The organism is Solibacillus palustris (genome assembly GCF_022549215.1).
Classification (GTDB): Bacteria; Bacillota; Bacilli; order Bacillales_A; family Planococcaceae; genus Solibacillus; species Solibacillus daqui.
On record NZ_JAKZFC010000001.1, the window covers coordinates 497,700 to 516,379 of the forward strand.

Annotated in this window: 17 protein-coding genes and 1 other annotated feature; of the genes, 10 read left to right on the plus strand and 7 right to left on the minus strand. The window is 37.4% G+C overall.

The features are described from left to right. Nucleotides 1-164: 164 nt before the first annotated feature. A complete protein-coding gene (locus LZ480_RS02230) occupies nucleotides 165-392 on the minus strand; it encodes a phosphoglycerate mutase (RefSeq protein ID WP_241367717.1) in 228 nt (75 codons plus the stop codon). A 323-nt stretch (nucleotides 393-715) separates the two neighbouring features. After that, the gene (locus LZ480_RS02235; protein WP_241367718.1) at nucleotides 716-913 is read right to left on the minus strand and encodes a YjzD family protein; all 198 of its coding nucleotides are present in this window, start codon (nucleotides 911-913) and stop codon (nucleotides 716-718) included. 342 nt (nucleotides 914-1,255) lie between these two features. Here LZ480_RS02235 and LZ480_RS02240 point away from each other — a divergent pair, with 342 nt between their 5' ends. Both LZ480_RS02240 and fabF read left to right on the plus strand, forming a co-directional pair. Continuing rightward, nucleotides 1,256-2,191, plus strand: coding sequence for a beta-ketoacyl-ACP synthase III (locus LZ480_RS02240; RefSeq protein WP_241367719.1), 936 nt, complete (start codon nucleotides 1,256-1,258; stop codon nucleotides 2,189-2,191). A gap of 34 nt (nucleotides 2,192-2,225) precedes the next feature. After that, a complete protein-coding gene (gene fabF, locus LZ480_RS02245) occupies nucleotides 2,226-3,467 on the plus strand; it encodes a beta-ketoacyl-ACP synthase II (RefSeq protein WP_241367720.1) in 1,242 nt (413 codons plus the stop codon). 390 nt (nucleotides 3,468-3,857) lie between these two features. Here fabF and trpS read toward each other — a convergent pair whose 3' ends face one another. Beyond that, entirely contained in the window at nucleotides 3,858-4,847 is a 990-nt protein-coding gene (gene trpS, locus LZ480_RS02250; RefSeq protein WP_241367721.1) for a tryptophan--tRNA ligase, read from the minus strand. Nucleotides 4,848-5,024: 177 nt separating this feature from the next. Beyond that, nucleotides 5,025-5,252 (minus strand) — a binding site (T-box leader). Between the two features lie 461 nt (nucleotides 5,253-5,713). Here trpS and spxA point away from each other — a divergent pair. The 4 genes from spxA to pepF all read left to right on the plus strand — a co-directional run bounded on the left by spxA (nucleotide 5,714) and on the right by pepF (nucleotide 11,125). After that, complete coding sequence (gene spxA / locus LZ480_RS02255) at nucleotides 5,714-6,112, plus strand: transcriptional regulator SpxA (protein ID WP_241367722.1); 399 nt, start codon at nucleotides 5,714-5,716, stop codon at nucleotides 6,110-6,112. Between the two features lie 341 nt (nucleotides 6,113-6,453). Then, nucleotides 6,454-7,104, plus strand: a complete 651-nt coding sequence (gene mecA, locus LZ480_RS02260) for an adaptor protein MecA (RefSeq protein ID WP_241367723.1) — start codon at nucleotides 6,454-6,456, stop codon at nucleotides 7,102-7,104. 1,025 nt (nucleotides 7,105-8,129) lie between these two features. After that, the gene (locus tag LZ480_RS02265) at nucleotides 8,130-9,257 is read left to right on the plus strand and encodes a competence protein CoiA (protein WP_241367724.1); all 1,128 of its coding nucleotides are present in this window, start codon (nucleotides 8,130-8,132) and stop codon (nucleotides 9,255-9,257) included. Nucleotides 9,258-9,316: 59 nt separating this feature from the next. Next, a complete protein-coding gene (gene pepF / locus LZ480_RS02270) occupies nucleotides 9,317-11,125 on the plus strand; it encodes an oligoendopeptidase F (protein ID WP_241367725.1) in 1,809 nt (602 codons plus the stop codon). 570 nt (nucleotides 11,126-11,695) lie between these two features. Here the strand turns inward: pepF and LZ480_RS02275 are convergent. From LZ480_RS02275 to LZ480_RS02290, 4 genes are all read right to left on the minus strand, one after another. After that, nucleotides 11,696-12,502 (minus strand): DsbA family protein, encoded by an 807-nt coding sequence (locus tag LZ480_RS02275; RefSeq protein ID WP_241367726.1) that lies wholly within the window; start codon nucleotides 12,500-12,502, stop codon nucleotides 11,696-11,698. Continuing rightward, on the minus strand, nucleotides 12,499-12,897 hold the full coding sequence (locus LZ480_RS02280; protein ID WP_241367727.1) for a globin domain-containing protein: 399 nt from the start codon (nucleotides 12,895-12,897) through the stop codon (nucleotides 12,499-12,501). Before LZ480_RS02280 ends, LZ480_RS02275 begins: the two co-directional genes overlap by 4 nt. A 155-nt stretch (nucleotides 12,898-13,052) precedes the next feature. Continuing rightward, entirely contained in the window at nucleotides 13,053-13,835 is a 783-nt protein-coding gene (locus LZ480_RS02285; protein WP_241367728.1) for a lytic transglycosylase domain-containing protein, read from the minus strand. Nucleotides 13,836-13,843: 8 nt separating this feature from the next. Next, the gene (locus LZ480_RS02290) at nucleotides 13,844-14,431 is read right to left on the minus strand and encodes a CYTH domain-containing protein (protein ID WP_241367729.1); all 588 of its coding nucleotides are present in this window, start codon (nucleotides 14,429-14,431) and stop codon (nucleotides 13,844-13,846) included. Nucleotides 14,432-14,863: 432 nt separating this feature from the next. Between LZ480_RS02290 and LZ480_RS02295 the strand changes: the two genes are divergently transcribed. From LZ480_RS02295 to LZ480_RS02310, 4 genes are all read left to right on the plus strand, one after another. Next, nucleotides 14,864-15,250 (plus strand): UPF0738 family protein, encoded by a 387-nt coding sequence (locus tag LZ480_RS02295; protein WP_241367730.1) that lies wholly within the window; start codon nucleotides 14,864-14,866, stop codon nucleotides 15,248-15,250. A gap of 75 nt (nucleotides 15,251-15,325) precedes the next feature. Continuing rightward, nucleotides 15,326-16,006, plus strand: coding sequence for a GTP pyrophosphokinase (locus LZ480_RS02300; RefSeq protein WP_241367731.1), 681 nt, complete (start codon nucleotides 15,326-15,328; stop codon nucleotides 16,004-16,006). Continuing rightward, nucleotides 16,003-16,797, plus strand: a complete 795-nt coding sequence (locus LZ480_RS02305) for an NAD kinase (RefSeq protein ID WP_241367732.1) — start codon at nucleotides 16,003-16,005, stop codon at nucleotides 16,795-16,797. Before LZ480_RS02300 ends, LZ480_RS02305 begins: the two co-directional genes overlap by 4 nt. Before the next feature lie 10 nt (nucleotides 16,798-16,807). After that, the gene (locus LZ480_RS02310) at nucleotides 16,808-17,692 is read left to right on the plus strand and encodes an RluA family pseudouridine synthase (RefSeq protein ID WP_241367733.1); all 885 of its coding nucleotides are present in this window, start codon (nucleotides 16,808-16,810) and stop codon (nucleotides 17,690-17,692) included. The last annotated feature ends 988 nt before the right edge of the window (nucleotides 17,693-18,680 follow it).

Genomic DNA, 18,680 nt, shown 5'->3' on the forward strand with positions numbered 1-18,680 from the left:
TTCTTGTTTGACTAACCTGTTGCGTTAGTTGAAGAAAAAGAGTCACCAAACAGTTTGGTAACCTCTCTATACTTAACATTGAAAATTCGCGTATTTCTGACAATATTTCAATAAGTAGTTATTGAATATAAAGTTATAGTGTTTCGTGAATTTGAGTGTTGATTTTAGCGGACCATAGTATTATTTGAATCATAGTGTATGTTCGACTTAATTTTGCTCAACTCTTTATCGATTTTGGAAATTAACATATGTAACTCTTCATTTTCTGAAACGGTAAAGGTTTCTCCTCTTTGTTTGCTTAACATCACAGTTTGATTAATCAGCCTCAAACAAGATTTAATCAATGCCAAATCAATATTTATTGCTTCTTTACTTGTATCTATTCCCTCCATTTATACCACTCCCTTACACTAATTATATATTGGTAATATATAATTTTATACCAAATAAAGGAATATGTTAACTGGATGAAAAAAATACTAGCATTAGTCTACAATGAGCCCTATAGGATTAATAAAGTTCTTCTAATGAGTTATTCTTAACTTAATATTATTATTAACCCGTGTCTCAAACATACATATAAAACATTCGAGTTAAAAAGATGAATTAATGCCTTTATTTGTGAATTTAAATCACAATGGTACACAGTCAAAAAACCTATAAAAACTAACAAGGGGCTGCCCAGTAATGTTTACTGGACAGCCCCTTATTACAATTAGTGGTGTTCTGCTTCTGCGTCTGGAGTAGATTCGTTTGGAATTACTGCAGCGATAATAAATACTAATACACTGAATACTAAAGAAATAATAACGCCATTCATAAAGTTAAAATCTACGTTTAAAACTGAGCTTACTACGTAGTTTAACATTGAAACTAATAAGAATGACCAAAAGAATGTAACGATATATTGCATTAAATTCACCTCATTGAACTTATTTAAAACGTTTTTATGAAATTACATCTTCAATATCATACCATAAGCCAATATAAAAATAAAAGAGGGAATACAACATTTAAAGAACTTGTCAAAATATATTACACTACGGTCATAATACAAGAAATATCGTTGAAAGTTTAGTCCTAATGACTTTGCAAAAGGCAGAATTAAAAAGCATTTTCATGGCCAGATAACATTTTCTGCTACACCATAAAAAAATCAACAGTTGAGTTTCTGTTTATTATCATCTATAATTAGCACCAACTACTAATAATTAGTGATGATTAACAAGGGATTTTTTATAAAGGGGGCGTTTGAATGAACGCAGGGATTATTGGGATTAGTAAATATATTCCACCGAAAAGTGTAAGTAATGCAGATTTTGAAAAGATATTAGATACATCAGATGAATGGATTCGTACACGTACAGGTATTGAAAATCGATATATCGCGGAGACTGAAGAAACATCAGATATGGCAGTTAAAGCTGCTCAAAAAGCGCTTGAAAATGCAAATATACAGGCAAATCAAATTGGCATGATCATTGTGGCGACAGTTACACAAGATCAAAATTTTCCAAGCGTAGCGTGCCAAGTTCAAGAGCGTTTAGGAATTTCGGGTTGCGCGGCCTTAGATATTTCAGCAGCGTGTTCGGGCTTTATTTATGCGACGACGATTGCCAAACAATTTATCGAGAGCAATAGCTACGATTATGTATTAGTAGTAGGTGTTGAAAAATTATCGAAAATTGTTGATTGGGATGATCGAAATACTGCGGTATTGTTCGGGGATGGTGCAAGTGCAGCGGTTATTGGTAAAGTTTCGGAAGGACGCGGTATTTTAGCGTTTGAACTTGGTGCAGATGGAACGGGTGGTAAACACTTGTTTTTAGATCAAGAATCACAAATCAACATGAATGGTCGTGAAGTGTTTAAATTTGCAGTCCGTCAAATGGGCGAATCTGCAATTAGTGTACTTGAAAAAGCAGGTTTATCGAAGGATGACGTCGATTATTTAGTGCCGCATCAAGCGAATATTCGCATTATGGAGTCTGCACGTGAACGTCTTGGCTTACCAGAAGAAAAAATGTCGAAAACGATTCAAAAGTATGGAAATACCTCAGCTGCATCAATTGGAATTTCAATCGTCGATGATTTAGAAGAAGGCAAGATTAAAGACGATGATCTAGTTGTATTAGTTGGCTTTGGAGGAGGGCTCACTTGGGGCGCGATTGCACTAAGATGGGGTAAATAAATTCAATTTAAACAAGAGAAAAGGGTGTCTTACAATGGAAAAACGTAGAGTAGTTGTAACTGGAATTGGGGCAGTAACACCTGTTGGAAACAGCGCTGAAACATCTTGGGAAAATGTCAAAGCAGGAAAATCAGGGATTGGTCCACTGACACGTGTTGATACAAGTAAGTTTACAGTATCCGTAGCGGCAGAAGTAAAGGACTTTAATATAGAAGATTATATTGAGAAAAAAGAAGCACGCAAAATGGATCGTTTTACGCATTATGCTCTTGCTGCATCAATGATGGCTGCAAAGGATGCTAACTTAACAATTACGGAAGAAATGGCGCCACGTGTTGGTGTATGGATTGGCTCGGGTATTGGCGGAATGGAGACGCATGAACAGCAATTTTTAACATTCCAAGAGCGTGGGGTACGTCGTGTGAGCCCATTCTTTGTACCGATGATGATTCCTGATATGGCTTCGGGTCAAGTGTCGATTTATTTAGGCGCAAAAGGAGTGAACTCTTGCTCGGTAACGGCTTGTGCCTCGGGGACGAACTCAATTGGTGATGCATTTAAGGTTATTGAGCGCGGCGATGCAGATGTGATGATTACAGGCGGTGCAGAGGCGCCGATTGTTACAATGGCTGTTGCAGGATTTAGCGCTAATACAGCGTTATCATTAAACCCAGATGTAAACAGTGCTTCTCGTCCATTTGATAAAAATCGTGATGGCTTTGTTATTGGTGAAGGCGCGGGGATTTTGATTTTAGAGGAATACGAACATGCGAAACAGCGCGGTGCAAAAATTTACGCAGAAATCGTTGGTTACGGGGCAACAGGTGATGCGCACCATATTACAGCACCTGCTCCAAATGGTGAAGGGGCTGCACGTGCGATGCAGATGGCGTTAAATGATGCAAATGTAGCACCAGAACAAGTAGGTTACATCAATGCACATGGCACAAGTACACCATACAATGATTTATTCGAAACGCAAGCTGTCAAAACAGTATTTGGTGACCATGCTTACAAATTAGCGATGAGCTCAACAAAAAGTATGACAGGGCATTTATTAGGTGCAGCGGGTGGAATTGAAGCAATCTTTTCAGCGCTTGCATTAAAAGAAGGTATTTTACCACCTACAATGAACTTAGTAGAGCCTGATCCAGATTGTGATTTAGACTATGTACCAAATGTAGCGCGTAAAGCGAATATTGAATATGCGCTTAGTAATTCACTTGGTTTTGGTGGTCACAACGCATGCTTATTATTTAAAAAATATAGCGAATAAAAATGGAGCTGACCAAAAAGTGATTACTATTTGGTCAGTTTCTTCTTATATATTAATCATCCGCTTAAAGTAGTGCTTTTGCGGTAGTCAGAATAAGAAAAATGGTCACATTGTGTGACAACGTATTAATAGCCAGTGTCTTACTGGATGTACAAAGGGGGTGTCCTGACATGAATTTCAGGACACCCCCTTTCATATTGTGTACAAAGGATGGTGCGTTGACTCGATTTGTACTTTTTTTAGTCTGTTACGGCTTATGTGTAATGTCGCTAAGCAATATCATTTTGTATCTCAATTACCGTACGCTAGGTTATTCTTGGCATGCGGTACTATCATACATTGTCAACGGAGTAGAGCTATATTTAGCCCTCGCTGCACTCATTGGCATGTTTAGCGTCGTTTACGTCCAAGGCCCATCGCGTTCTCCATTTTCTTAAGTGTTTTAGAAGCGATGGCGTTTGCTTTTACTGCTCCTTCGTCTAATATGTCGTCTAATTCTGGAGAGTCGATTAAAGCGAAGTAGCGCTCTTGAATTGGTGTTAAATGCTCGATAACAGCTTGAGCGACACCTGCTTTGAAATCGCCATATCCCTTGCCCTCATATTTCTTTTCAAGATCCGCAATCGATACACCTGATAATGCCGATTCAATTATTAATAGGTTAGATACACCTGGCTTGTTTTCAACGTCATATTTTACAATGCCTTCAGAATCAGTCACCGCTGATTTAATTTTCTTTTCAATTTCTTTTGTTGTATCTAATAAACGGATAGTTGCTTTTGTGTTTGGATCTGATTTTGACATTTTTTTCGTTGGCTCTTGTAATGATTTAATACGAGCGCCTTCTTTTGGTAATTGAATGTCTGGCACCGTTAAAATGTCATTGAAGCGCTTGTTAAATCGCTCTGCCAAATCACGTGTTAATTCGATATGTTGCTTTTGGTCTTCACCTACAGGCACAATGTCAGTATTGTATAAAAGAATGTCAGCTGCCATAAGTGGAGGGTATGTTAATAAAGCGGCTAAAACGGTTTCTTTACCATTTGATTTGTCTTTAAATTGCGTCATACGCTCTAATTCACCGATTGTCGCAACACATTGTAATAACCATCCTGCCTGTGCATGTGCTGGTACTTCTGATTGGATGAATAAAGTTGATTTTTTCGGATCAATACCACATGCAATGTACATAGCTGCTAATGAACGAATGCTTTTTCGTAGTTCTAAACGATCTTGTGGCACGGTAATCGCGTGTTGGTCCACGATGCAGTAAATTGCATCGCCCTGTTCTTGTAGTTGTGGGAATTGTTTAATCGCGCCGATATAGTTCCCTAACGTAATCGTACCTGTTGGCTGTACGCCTGAAAAAATGGTTGTCATTGGTAAGTCCCTCCGCTAAATGAAATATAATTCAATTTCGCCTTGGCGTAATTGTGTTCAGATTTTTTCGGGAGTACTCGAAATGTCCTTTGAAAATCTGTAACATTTGCCAGTGGCTTTTTTATTTAGCTTAGCTAAATAAAAATAAAAAACATCATGCGTCCTCTATAAAAAAATAGAAGGGACGAATGATGTTTAAATCCGCGGTACCACCCAGCTTGCCAATATTGGCCACTCTTCTTCGTAACGTGAAGTCAACGAGCAAAACTACTGGAACCACATATTAGTGTCCGTTCGTAAAGCTAACTCAGAAGTCCATTCCATTTAACGAATGGTCTGTTCTCACCAACCACAGACTCTCTAAACATTCGATTTAAATGTACTACTCTTCGTCAACGTTTTTTTATAATCTTGAAAGTGATTATAACGCACCGCGCGAAAAAAAGGCAATCATTTCACATAAAAATTTTTGTATAAGAAGCTAGGGAATTGGAAATAGTAGGATTACGTATAGAAATCACAAGAACAAGGCTTGAATTGTCAAACTATTTTCTCAATTAATGCTTATAAATGAGAAATATTATCCGCTTGACTGAGGTTTGATACTCACTATTTTTGGGTAAAAAATCATTGTTCCTAAAAATAATGAAATATACGTTCTTTAGAGAGAAAATCGTCATAAAAATTTACGTAAAGCCTCACTTTTTTGTTGACAAGGTGTATTCAAACATGCGTATTTCATGTATAATAAGAACGTAATTTTAAATTAAATTAATTCTAAACTAAGTATTTTTCTACAATTTGCTTCTTTTGAAAGAAGACACTTATAGCAATTGAATTGAATCAATTAGAGAGGAAGTGAGACAATGTTAGTAACATTATTTACTTCACCAAGTTGTACTTCATGTCGCAAAGCGAAAGCATGGTTAGAGGAACACGAAATTCCATATACTGAGCGAAATATCTTCTCAGAGCCTTTAACAATTAGCGAAATTAAAGAAATTTTACGAATGACAGAAGATGGCACCGATGAAATCATCTCAACACGTTCGAAAATTTTCCAAAAATTAAACGTTGATGTTGAAACATTACCATTACAACGTTTATACGAGTTAATTCAAGAATATCCAGGACTTTTACGTCGTCCTATCATTTTAGATGAAAAACGACTACAAGTTGGTTATAACGAAGATGAAATTCGTCGATTCTTACCTCGAAAAGTAAGAGCTTATCAATTACAAGAAGCACAACGTATGGTTAACTAAATAAACGCAATACACGATGTTACGGTTGCAAATTAGCGATTGTAACATCTTTTTTTGTCCGAAAAAGTCCAAATGCTTTGCTAACTATTGCGTATAATATTGTAAGGTAAGTTGTCACTTGATTTACAGAAGTAAGTGCAATACAATTGCAAGTATTCAAATTATTTAGTGTGGATAACGTTTTTCCTTTTCATTTTAAGGCAATCCATCATACAATAGATTTATAGATACTTTAGTGTATGAAAAGTATCGAAGTTCTGATGCAATAGATAGCCATGTTGTATAATATTGTAAGAAGGCATGACGTTCTATACAATGACTGTGAAGGGAGTTGAGGTCTAATGGACATCGAACGCATTAATGAAAATACGCTAAAATTATTTATTACGTATAGTGATATTGAGGACCGCGGATATACGCGCGAAGAAATTTGGTACAATCGTGCAAAAGGGGAAGAGTTATTCTGGGATGTCATTGGCGAAGTGAATACGGAAGATTACTTCGATTTAGATGGACCGATTTGGATCCATATAAATGCATCAGAAAGTGGTTTGGAAGTTGTAGTAACACGTGCAGCATTGAACAATGATTCTGAGACTTCATCGATGGTTGGTTCGTTTGAAGACGACCTTCATATAGCAGATCAGTTAAATGAGATGGAAGACTCGATTTTCAATTCAATTGGTGGCAAAGGGAATAGGGAAGAAGAGTCACTTGAAAACGCACGCTTCCGCTTTAAAGATATTGATGAATTAGTTCCACTTGCCGAACGTGCAGTGCAACTTGGCGTTCCATCAGCATTGTACAAATGGGAAAGTTATTACTATTTATTTGTTGATTTACAACATTTAGAGCAGGCAGATGCACGAAATGTTATCGCATTATGCAGCGAATATTTATCAGTTTCTAAAATGACAATTCACCGTTTAGAAGAATATGCGGAGAAAATCATTCCAGAAGACTGTTTTGAAACGATTATTAGTTACTTTTAATATACAGGGCCACCTACGATTTATGTAGGTGGTCTTTTTGGTGCCATGATTTAATAGCAATAACTTGCACGATTAGGTCCCTCCTTCGAAAATGGTGATGCTTTTCCGTATGAGTTAGGCTCCTCGTTATCAGTATGAATTAGTCGGGCGCTTTAGCAATTTTTTTACTACTCGCAATGAATATTTTAAAAAACTTACAATGAACAATTTTTACACAAAATTTGGAATAAAGTACACGCAAATAAAATAATTCGTTCTGCTACGCTACGGGAGGCCAACACGATGTTGGTCATGAATGCGTTGCCACACGATGTGGCGCTCTTAGCATTTGTTCCACTGTTCCTGGGGGCGTGGCTACAACTAACTATATGCTTGCCACTACGGCGGCAAGCATATAGTGGATTTTCCGCGCACGCTTAATCCCCAAGGAGTCCGCCCCTTCACTTCGCGGCACTCTACTCTAAAACTAGAGTTGTTTTTTTATTACAAAGTGTTTGAATGAAGTGTGCTGAATTGAACTTTGTAATTGAAATAAAGTCTACTTTCGTCTAAAGGTGATTTTATTTTTGAGATACTAAAATTGCTAATTTTATTTACAGAGATAACTTCTAATCAAAGATACAATATTGTAAACAGTGTCATATTTTTTTCATCCCTGCCGCCTCGCGAAAGCGCAAGCGGTAGCATTGGAATCTTTTAACTAAATTAACACGCAACATTTTAGTTTGGCGGGCCTTGCATGCGGCATTAGTGACAGTGGTAGAGACATGTACGACATGGCTCTAACGCAGTCATGCTCCTGTCACTGCGTTTTCGTCGCAAAAGATAAAACCAATCCAGACTGCGATTGGTTTTATTTCTGCCGTAGCCCGCCAAAAATAAGTAACACTGTACTTAATCTTTTTTTGAAGTAAATTTACTGAATATGAATTACAATACATGAAATCGACAGTTTTCCATTAGTTACTTGTTGTAAGTTGAAACTGTGGTCAATACCCGTTACGATTGGGAAAAGGGGTGATTCTATGCTGGTTGCGCACAATGAAAATAAGCAGCTATTTGTTTTACATCGACAATTTTCAAGAGATGAATTGCAGTTGCTGAAGAAGCAACAACAATTTTTTTGCCCACAATGTAACGAGCCACTGCAATTAAAAATTGGCCAAATTCGAATTCCACACTTTGCCCATTTTCATAATAGTGAATGTGACAATTTGTTTTCCGAGCGTGAATCAGAGGCTCATTTACTTGGTAAGCAACATCTATATGAACTATTTGAAAAACTTCAGCTATCCCCAATTTTAGAGCCATTTCTTCCACAAATTCAGCAAAGACCTGACATTTTAATCGAACATCATAACCGCTTGTTTGCGATTGAATTTCAATGCAGCCAACTAGCAATCGAGCTATTTACAGCGCGAACGAAAGGCTATTTGGAAGTAAATATTACGCCTATTTGGATTGTCCATACACCTTATGAAAAGTTAAAGGGGCTTGGTATTCAAAAAATCAAAATCAATCATACGATGAGCCAATATCTTATGCAAAACAACGGGCAGCGTTATTTAATGACCTATGATGTGAAGCGGGAATTGTTTTACTACATAAGTAACATAACGCATTTAACAAAGACGCAATATATAGGGCAAGTTCACCGTATCCCACTCAAGCAACAGCAGTTTCCATTTCTGATTCCTTCTAAAATTTCCCTAGAAAAATTTGACCAATTATTTTCGCAAATACTAAATTTTCGAGATGACTATATGCTTCCAAGAATTTTGTTGAGTAAGCGCGGTGTGAACGACCAATTTTTACGTGCGATATATGAGCTACGTTTAACGGGAAATCGTTTACCGATTTTTATTGGAATTCCTGTCCGAAATACGAATGCTTTCGAAGAATTTTGCGTAGAATGGCAAGTACAGTTATTTTATTTTTTGAAATGTCATGAACTTACGCCACAAACGATGAACGCAAATGCGGTTCCTTATTTTTTTGAGTGGGCGAGTTTTGCTTTGACGATAGAGCGAAAGATAGAAGTGACGTACTATTTAAGTTTGTTAAAACGATTAAATGTCCAATCTGTTGATGATCATTTAGAAAAAAGACACTTAATTGAAGTACTTTACGACGAATTGGTTGCAATTGGATAACGAAATTGTTTAAATAGACTTATAATTTCGAATTTCGTAATAGTGGGAGGTAATTATTAATGGCAAAACAAATTTTAACGCGTTCAGAAGTACCGGAGCAATTAACGTGGGACTTAACATCAATTTTTGAATCAGATGCAGCATGGGAAGCAGAACTAAAAGAGGTAGAAAAGCTATCTGAACAAGCAACAAACTATAAAGGGAAAGTTGCTGATAGCGCGGAAAGCTTATACAATACATTGCAATTTAGCGACGCATTATATGAGCGTTTGCAAAAATTATATGTCTATTCTCATTTAAAGCATGATCAAGATACAACAAACTCAACGTATCAAGATTTAGATGGTCGCGTGCGTTCAGTATTTGCAAAAACAGGAGCAGCATGGTCATTCATTACACCAGAAATTTTAGCCCTAGATGAAGAAACGCTTAACAGCTATGTAGCAAGCTACGAGCCACTGGAGTTATACAAACAAAGCTTAAAGGAAATTAATCTAGGTCGTCCGCATGTACTATCAGCGGACAAAGAAGAACTATTAGCACAATTGTCTGAAGTGGCTTCTACAGCGAGCAAAACGTTCAGCGCACTAAACAATGCCGATTTAGAATTCCCAACAATTACTGGGGAAGACGGCGAAGATGTGCAAATTACGCACGGTAACTACATTCTAATGCTTGAAAGTGATAACCGTAACGTCCGTGAAGCAGCATTTAAAGCAGTTTATTCTACTTATGGCCAATTCAAAAACACATTTGCTGCAACAATTTCAGGTAATGTAAAAGCGCAAAATGCTAATGCAAAAATTCGCAATTACGAATCAGCTCGTCATGCGGCTCTAAGCAACAACTTTATTCCTGAAAAAGTATACGATCAACTAATTTCGACAATTCACGACTACTTACCAGCACTTCATCGTTACGTAGCGCTACGTAAACAAGTGTTAGGTGTTGACGAGCTACACATGTATGACCTATTCACACCACTTGTTAAAGAAGTGAAAATGGAAGTAACGTATGATGAAGCGAAGAAAACAATGGTAGAAAGCTTTGCACCACTTGGGCAAGAGTATCAAAATGCCGTTCAGCAAGGTCTAGATAGCCGTTGGGTAGATGTGTTAGAAAACAAAGGAAAACGTAGCGGTGCTTATTCATCGGGTACATTTGGTACAAACCCATATGTATTAATGAACTGGCAAGATAATGTGAACAACTTATACACATTAGCACATGAATTTGGTCACTCAATGCATAGCTATTATTCACGTGCAAATCAGCCTTACCAATATGCGGATTACTCTATTTTCGTTGCAGAAGTGGCTTCAACTTGTAACGAAGAATTATTATTTGATCACTTAATGAATACATTAGATGATGAAAAGCAAAAAATCTATTTATTAAATCAGTGGTTAGACGGCTTCCGTGGTACAGTATTCCGTCAAACAATGTTTGCTGAATTTGAGCATATGATTCACGAAATTGATGCAAAAGGTGAAGCAATTACAGCGGATAAATTAACGGCAATGTACTACGATTTAAATAAAAAATACTTTGGTGATGCCATGACAGTAGACGAGGAAATTGGCCTTGAATGGGCACGTATCCCGCACTTCTATTACAACTATTACGTATACCAATATGCAACTGGTCAATCTGCTGCAACGGCATTATCAAAACAAATTTTAGAAGAGGGCCAACCAGCTGTAGAACGTTATATTAACAACTTCTTAAAAGCAGGCTGCTCGAATTTCCCAATCGAAGTATTAAAAGCGGCGGGTGTTGATATGGAATCTCCAGAGCCAATCGCACTAGCTTGCCAAGTATTCGAAGAAAAATTAACTGAGCTTGAAAAATTATTATTAAATAATTAATTGTTTGTGAAAACGCATCTGTTTTAGGTGCGTTTTTTATTATTTTTAATTAAAATTTTGCAACTTTTAATAATGTTTATTTGATATGGACACGTTAGGGTAGAAATTGGACTACTTTAAGAAACGTTCTATATCAAGAGTTATAAGTGTTTTCGAAGTTATGAATGTTATAACCTTAATAAAACGCTTACATTTCGATGGAAACGCTTTCTATTTGACGAATTTGTGAAATAAAGCTTGTTTCGTTGCAACGATAATTATTCCATGATAGAGTAATAGACGTGAAATAAATCACATAACAAACATACACCCCTTTGTTTGAACGTGAACATTTCTCCCATCCCCTTTGTGAAAAAGAGGCGTCCTATCTGTCGAGGATAGGTGCGCCTCTTTTGTTTTTTGTTACGAGAAAAGTATAAGTTTTTTTGCCAGCAAAAGTGTTTCCTCCAAACGATAGCTTAAACGTAAAAAGCGTTTTTCATTTAAATATCTCATAAACTACAAAACAATATAAAAAAACCAACCTACGAAAAACAGGTTGGTAAAGAATATGATGTTATAAGTGCTAGATTATTTTGCGCGCCAAAGCGTGATGTCGTCGGTCATTAGGCGCTCGACTTTTTGCTGTAGCATACGTTTTTTTAGTTCGCGTTCTGCTGCTTGCTCATTAATTGAATAAATTTCAGCTACTTCAGCAGTTGTCAATGTTGTAAAGCGAGTGAATAATTCATCTAATGCTGGTGCTTGTTGGCGAATTAACTCCTCACCAAGTAGTTCAGCTAAAATGTGTTCGTATACTTCGTAGTTATAAGAACCACAAACTTTTAAACCTTCATCCTCGATGCATTCGTTGAAAAAGACGATACTTGGGATTTCTTCTACTTCCATTTCGCGTGTTAAGTATAAATCACATTGGAAGGCACGCGCCGCTTCTTTTGAGCCGAAATCAGCCATAAACTCATTCATGTCTAAATCAACGTGCTGTGCAATTTCGATTAAAGTTGCATGAGAATTAATATTGCGTGTTTTTAGCGCTGTCACTTCTTGTACTTTATTCAAATAGCGGAACCCGGCACGTTTCCCTTGGAGCTCAGCTGCTTTAATTGCAATAGAAGGAAGTGCTGGATGGGTAATATCCAGTTCTGCTCCGGTAACACAGCCTTTCATACGGTTTGTCATAGAGTTCAGTGATGATAGCTCCGTACTAAGGACATAACGACATGTAAAGTAGTGACCATATTCGACCTGTAGTTTGCGCAGTGTTAACTGCATCGCAAGAGAACGGTCATCTAATGGGTCAATGAAAATATAAAGTTCAATTGGCTTATTACATGTAGAAGGTGTTATTGGTTGCTGTAAAACTTGGACATTATTCACTCAAATCCCTCCTCATCATTCGGGGCATTTACCATATGGTGAGCAGTCATAACAAGGCGTTTAAAATATACTTCACGGAATTTTCCGTCTAAACCAACCTCGTCCATTGCTTCTGCCATACACTCTAGCCAGGCTTGCGCACGATCAGGTGTTATTTTAAAATGCATATGTCGCGCACGCATCATAGGGTGTCCGTGTTCTTCTGTGTAGAGGTTAGGACCGCCAAGATACTGCGTTTGGAATTGAATTTGTTTACGAATCGTTTCTGATAAATCTTCAGGGAAAATAGGAATTAGTAAAGGGTGCTTCGCCACTCGAGAGTAGAACGCATTCATTAATTCAGAAAGCTTTTCAGCGCCAATATCCTCATAAGGAACCGTATATTTTCGATTCATTTGTTGTACTCCTTTGTGTCTTAACTTCGTCCCTATTGTAAATGGTACCCCCATTTATGTAATGAAATTTCATTAGGGCGATACAATTATTCTAGCAACGTAAACCGGTTTTAACAAATAAAGTGCCCTGCAAAATATTAAGAAGGGCATTTTAATTACGCATTTAAGTAGTTCAAAACTTTCTTTACGTAGTTTTGTGTCTCGTTAAATGGTGGGATTCCATCGTATTTTTTCACGTTTCCAGGCCCTGCATTATAAGCGGCTAATGCTGTTTCAATATTGTTATCAAATTGGTCTAACATTTGGCGTAAATATTTTGCACCACCCATAATATTTTGTTCTGGGTCGGAACTATTTGTTACCCCTAAATAACGAGCTGTTGAAGGCATTAACTGCATTAAACCAGATGCCCCAGAAGAGCTAACTGCCGAGGCATTGAAGTTAGATTCTTGTTTCATGACAGCAGCAATTAACTTTTCGGGTAAATTATAAGTTTCCGCAGCTTTTGCAATTTCTGAGCTATATTTTTCTGCTCCAGCAAGTAGGTTTTCGTAAGATGATTTGCCCGTATAGTCTTTTACATATTGTTCAATCGAAGTGCCTGTTGTTTGTTCATTTGCCTGATTGATTAGGTTTTGCAATGAACTCCCGCCTGCATCGTTATTTAATAAAAACGAAGAAATGTAATTATTTGTACTAGCCGATGTTGTTGAATCGCCTTGTAAAGAATTTAATACTTGCTGCAAGGAACTTACATCACCAAGCCCATCTAATGAACTTGATGTGCCAAGTCCTTGGCCATTCAATAAATTACTCAGTAATTCAGAGAATAATGTAGTGTTTGATGATGACAATGTGCTTGAATTTGAACTATCTGTTGTGTTTAAATTTTGCAACGCCTGTAACTCTAATAATGTTTTCATTGATGAAATATCCATGAAGGCACCTAGCTTTTCTGATTATTTAATGCCGTCATAAAGCGCACGATTTTTTTCGGTGCAGTTTGCGGCTCGATATTGTATCGTTGTAAAAATTGAAGAAACACTGTTTTTCCATAAGTTTCATCATTTGTTTCATATTCTACCTCATAATCATCACAGTGCAAATAAAAAGAATGGTCAAAAACGAGTAAACCTCCTTCGTATGGGAGCTCTACACGGTCTGTTGTCAAAGTTCCGTAGTGTTGTAAGTCGTTCAATGGAATGTCAAAAAGTACAAGTCTGCCCATTACATGTGGTGCTTCGATGCCGTTACCTGCAAGCATTCGATCGGCTTGTTCACGTGTAAGCATATCGGTCGTTTCTAAATGCTGATGCTCGGAAGCTTTTTCTTTTAATGTGCATTCGATATGGTTGCCAAACTCACGAATACGTAACGCACTTTTAATGTTTTTTAAATGCTGCGTTGGTGTATCAATATAATGGTTTGCCTGACGAATAATTTGTTCTGGTTGTATGTTAAAATCTGCAAGCATTTGCTCGTACTGAGCCTTTGTTAACATGTTTTTAAATTCAATTTCGATATGTTGAGACATAAGTTGGCTCCTTTAATTTCATATTTTGATACGGTTCTTTTACTATTCGTAAAGCTTTACTCACAATGAGTAATTTTTAATACAATATTTCGAATAAAGTGCATGCAGATAATATGTTTCGTTCTGCTACGCTACGGGGCATACTTTATCCCCAAGGAGTCCGCCCTAAGAAATGTGCTCCTGTCGCTGCGCTTTCGTCGCAGAAGTTAAAACCAATCCAGACTGCGATTGGTTTTAGCTTTGCCGGAGCCCGCAAAAATAAGTAACACTGAATTCAATCAATTTTTGTTAGTAAATTTGCTCAATGTTAGTTACAGAGTTAGATTTTAATCAAAGATACATAACACCTTTTCCTCAAAACCACTCTGCACCAATTGATTGTCATATGATAAAATAGAAAATAACAGTTTTTCATAAAGGAGTTCTAATCACTTGCGAAACGTATATTTAATTGATCAATTTGACGTAGTACATAATGAAATCTATTTTATTTTAAATGAAAAAAAACAACTTAGCCAATTTCAGCCAGCCGGGCAAGTATTGGCAGATTCAGATAATGGGGCATTTCTTTATTTAATCGACGAGAATGATGCATATAGTTATTTGCGCTTTGATCAATCAATTTGGCCGCAATTAGTGCATATGATTTTATCGGAACAAAAAGCTTTTTTAACAGTAGATGACGGTGCATTTGAGTTAAATGACTTTTCAAATGAACTAAAATCACTGCTTTATAATATTGAGGGCAATGGCAATTACGGGGAAACATTTGTAAAAGCAGTTGAAGAGGCTTTTGCTGATTTTTTTGCGCAAAATTAAGTATAATGAATGCAGTGTTGTGTTGTGAAATAGTAGGGAACGAGAGCTACTATTTTCAGTTGGGAGGTTTTGTAAATGGGGCAATGGGAAATATTTATAAGTCCATATAAACAAGCGGTGGACGAGTTGAAAATTAAGTTGAAAGGGATGCGTTCACAATTTGGCATAATGAGTGCAAACTCGCCAATCGAATTTGTGACAGGTCGTGTTAAGCCACTTGCTAGTATTTATGATAAATCGCTTGCGAAAGGCATCCCATTTGAACCAACTGCGAATTTAGGCAATGAACTACAAGACATCGCGGGCTTACGCATTATGTGTCAATTTGTTGATGATATTGCAACCGTGTCCGAGCTTATTCGCCAACGTAACGATATGAAAATAATCGAGGAAAAAGATTATATCACTTATAGTAAACCGAGTGGATATCGCTCACACCATATGATTGTTGAATATCCAGTTGAAACGATTCAAGGGTGCATTGTCGTAGTTGCTGAAATTCAAATTCGCACATTATCAATGAATTTCTGGGCATCGATTGAACATTCGTTGAACTATAAATATAAAGGTGTTTTCCCAGAAGAAATTAAAAACCGCTTACAAAGTGCAGCAGAAGCAGCGTTCCGTTTAGATGAGGAAATGTCATCCATTCGCAGTGAAATTCAAGAGGCACAGGCATACTTTAGCGAAATAAAAGAAGCAACGAATCCAGCTATCCATAAGTCAAACGACAAAGAGGAGCGTGAAAGTTCATGAAATTTGCTATTCAATCACGCAGAGACAGCCAATCAAACGAATTGATGGAGCTCGCAAAATCATATTTAATCGATTTTGGTTTGCAACTAAATGAGGAAGAGCCGGAAATTGTTCTATCTATAGGCGGTGACGGAACACTTTTACATGCGTTTCACCGATATGCTAATCGACTTGATAAGACGGCATTTGTTGGTATTCATACAGGGCATTTAGGATTTTATGCCGATTGGAAGCCATCCGAACTTGAAAAGCTTGTATTATCGATTGCAAAAAAAGAATTTAATGTGGTAGAGTACCCGCTATTAGAGGTACAAGTACATCGACATCAATCAGAGTCGAGCACATTTTTAGCACTAAACGAGGCGACGATTAAATCACCTGATGTTACGCTTGTAATGGATGTTGAACTAAACGGCGAGCATTTTGAACGTTTCCGAGGTGACGGATTATGCGTTTCAACGCCATCAGGAAGTACCGCCTATAACAAAGCATTAGGTGGGGCGATTATTCATCCGACATTACAAGCATTTCAAATTACTGAAATGGCCTCAATCAACAATCGTGTTTTCCGTACAGTAGGTGCGTCCCTTGTATTACCTGCACATCACAACTGTGTATTAAAACCAGTCAATGAGCAGCAGTTTAATATGACGGTCGACCATGTTAGCATGACGGAGACAGATGTAAAGTCAATTACATTTAACGTTGCAAATGAAAAAGTACGTTTTGCACGCTTCCGACCATTCCCATTTTGGGAACGTGTACATGATTCATTTATTTCAAATGAGTAGAAAGGGGATTATGGAAAAACGATTTCAATTACAATTTAAAAATCAAATCCCAGGTCAGTTGTTGCGTGAAGCAATCAGCAACTGGGGAATTTCAAAACGTGCGTTAACCGCAATAAAATTTGACGGTGGCGCACTTTATGTCAATGGTGAGGAACAAAATGTGCGACACCCACTTGCAGTTGATGATGAAGTAACGATTATTTTCCCGCTTGAACAGGTGAGTGATGGCTTAGTCCCACAACAGGGTGTGCTTGATATTGTTTATGAAGATGATGCGCTGCTAGTTATCAATAAACCTGCTTTTATGAGCTCGATACCTTCACGAGAGCATCCAGACGGTAGCGTAGCCAATATTGTCTGTGGTTATTTTCAACAACAACAGCTGGCTTCAACAGTGCATATTGTAACGCGCTTAGATCGTGATACATCTGGCCTCATGGTAATCGCCAAGCATCGTCATATTCACCATTTAATGAGTGAACAGCAAAAGAAAGGCCTTGTGCATCGCGAATACGAGGCAGTTGTAGAAGGTATTGTAGCTGAAGATAAACAATCAATTATTGTACCAATTGGTCGTAAAGATACGAGCATTATTGAGCGTGAAGTACGTGAAGACGGACAATATGCGCATACAGATGTGATGGTACTAGCGCGAAATGCGAAAACTACGCAGATTCGCTTAAAACTCCATACAGGACGCACGCATCAAATCCGAGTTCATATGAGTTCAATCGGACACCCCTTAGTAGGAGACGAACTATACGGGGGGAGCCACACACAATTGAACCGCCAAGCACTTCATTGTTGCTACGTCTCATTTATGCACCCTTTATCTAAACAGTTCATACAATATAAATGTGAACTACCAAAAGATTTTATCGAGATATTAAACTAGAAGATGCCAATGTGAAAGTGGCATCTTTTTTTATAGAAGAAAATGAATGGATTTAACTATATAGCGATAGACTTTGCATAATTCTACTTAATCATCACATTGAGCAAATTTATTTTTAAAAAATGGATTAAGTACAGTGTTACTTATTTTTGGCGGGCTACGGCAAAGCTAAAACCAATCGCAGTCTGGATTGGTTTTAACTTCTGCGACGAAAGCGTAGCGACAGGAGCATGACTGCTTCTGTGGGGAGTAAAATCTCGATTTTACTCTCCTCGGCGCAAAGAGAAATTCTAAAAAATGTTTTAGAATTTCCCTTTACTACTGTCTTTAATGCCGCATGCAAGGCCCGCCAAACTAAAATGTTATTTTTTCTATATAATTAAGAGCGCAAAATGCTGCCGCTTGCGCTTCGCGAGGCAAAGAACAATCAAATGCCTCTTGATTTGATTGTTCTTTTGCGACGAAAGCATAGCGACAGGAGCAGGGGTTTCAGGGATGAATAAAATATGTCGCTGTTTACAATATTGTATCTTTGATTAAAAGTTAGCTACGCCAATCAAATTAGCTACTTTGATTGTGTCATAATAAAACCATCCTTAGACTAACTTTTGCTTTATTTCAATAACCAGGCTTATTTCAGCATACTTTATTAAACCCTTAGTAATATAACCAAATTTTATCTTTATAGTAGAGTGCCGCGAAGTGAAGGGGGCGACTTCTAGGGGATTAAGCGTGTGCGGAAAATCCACTCATTTGTGCCACCGTAAGAGGCACAAATGAGTTAGTTGAAGCCACGCCCCCAGAAAAGCGTCCCCCGTAACGTAGCAGAACGAATTATATTAGATAATTACACTATGTTCCAAATTTTGTATTGAAAAATGCTTGTAATAAATTAATTGCTAAAAAAATTTACAACCAAAGCAAGCAAACTTCATATGAATCCATTAAAATGAAATTAAAGTGCGTAAGTGCTTGACTATACTTTAAA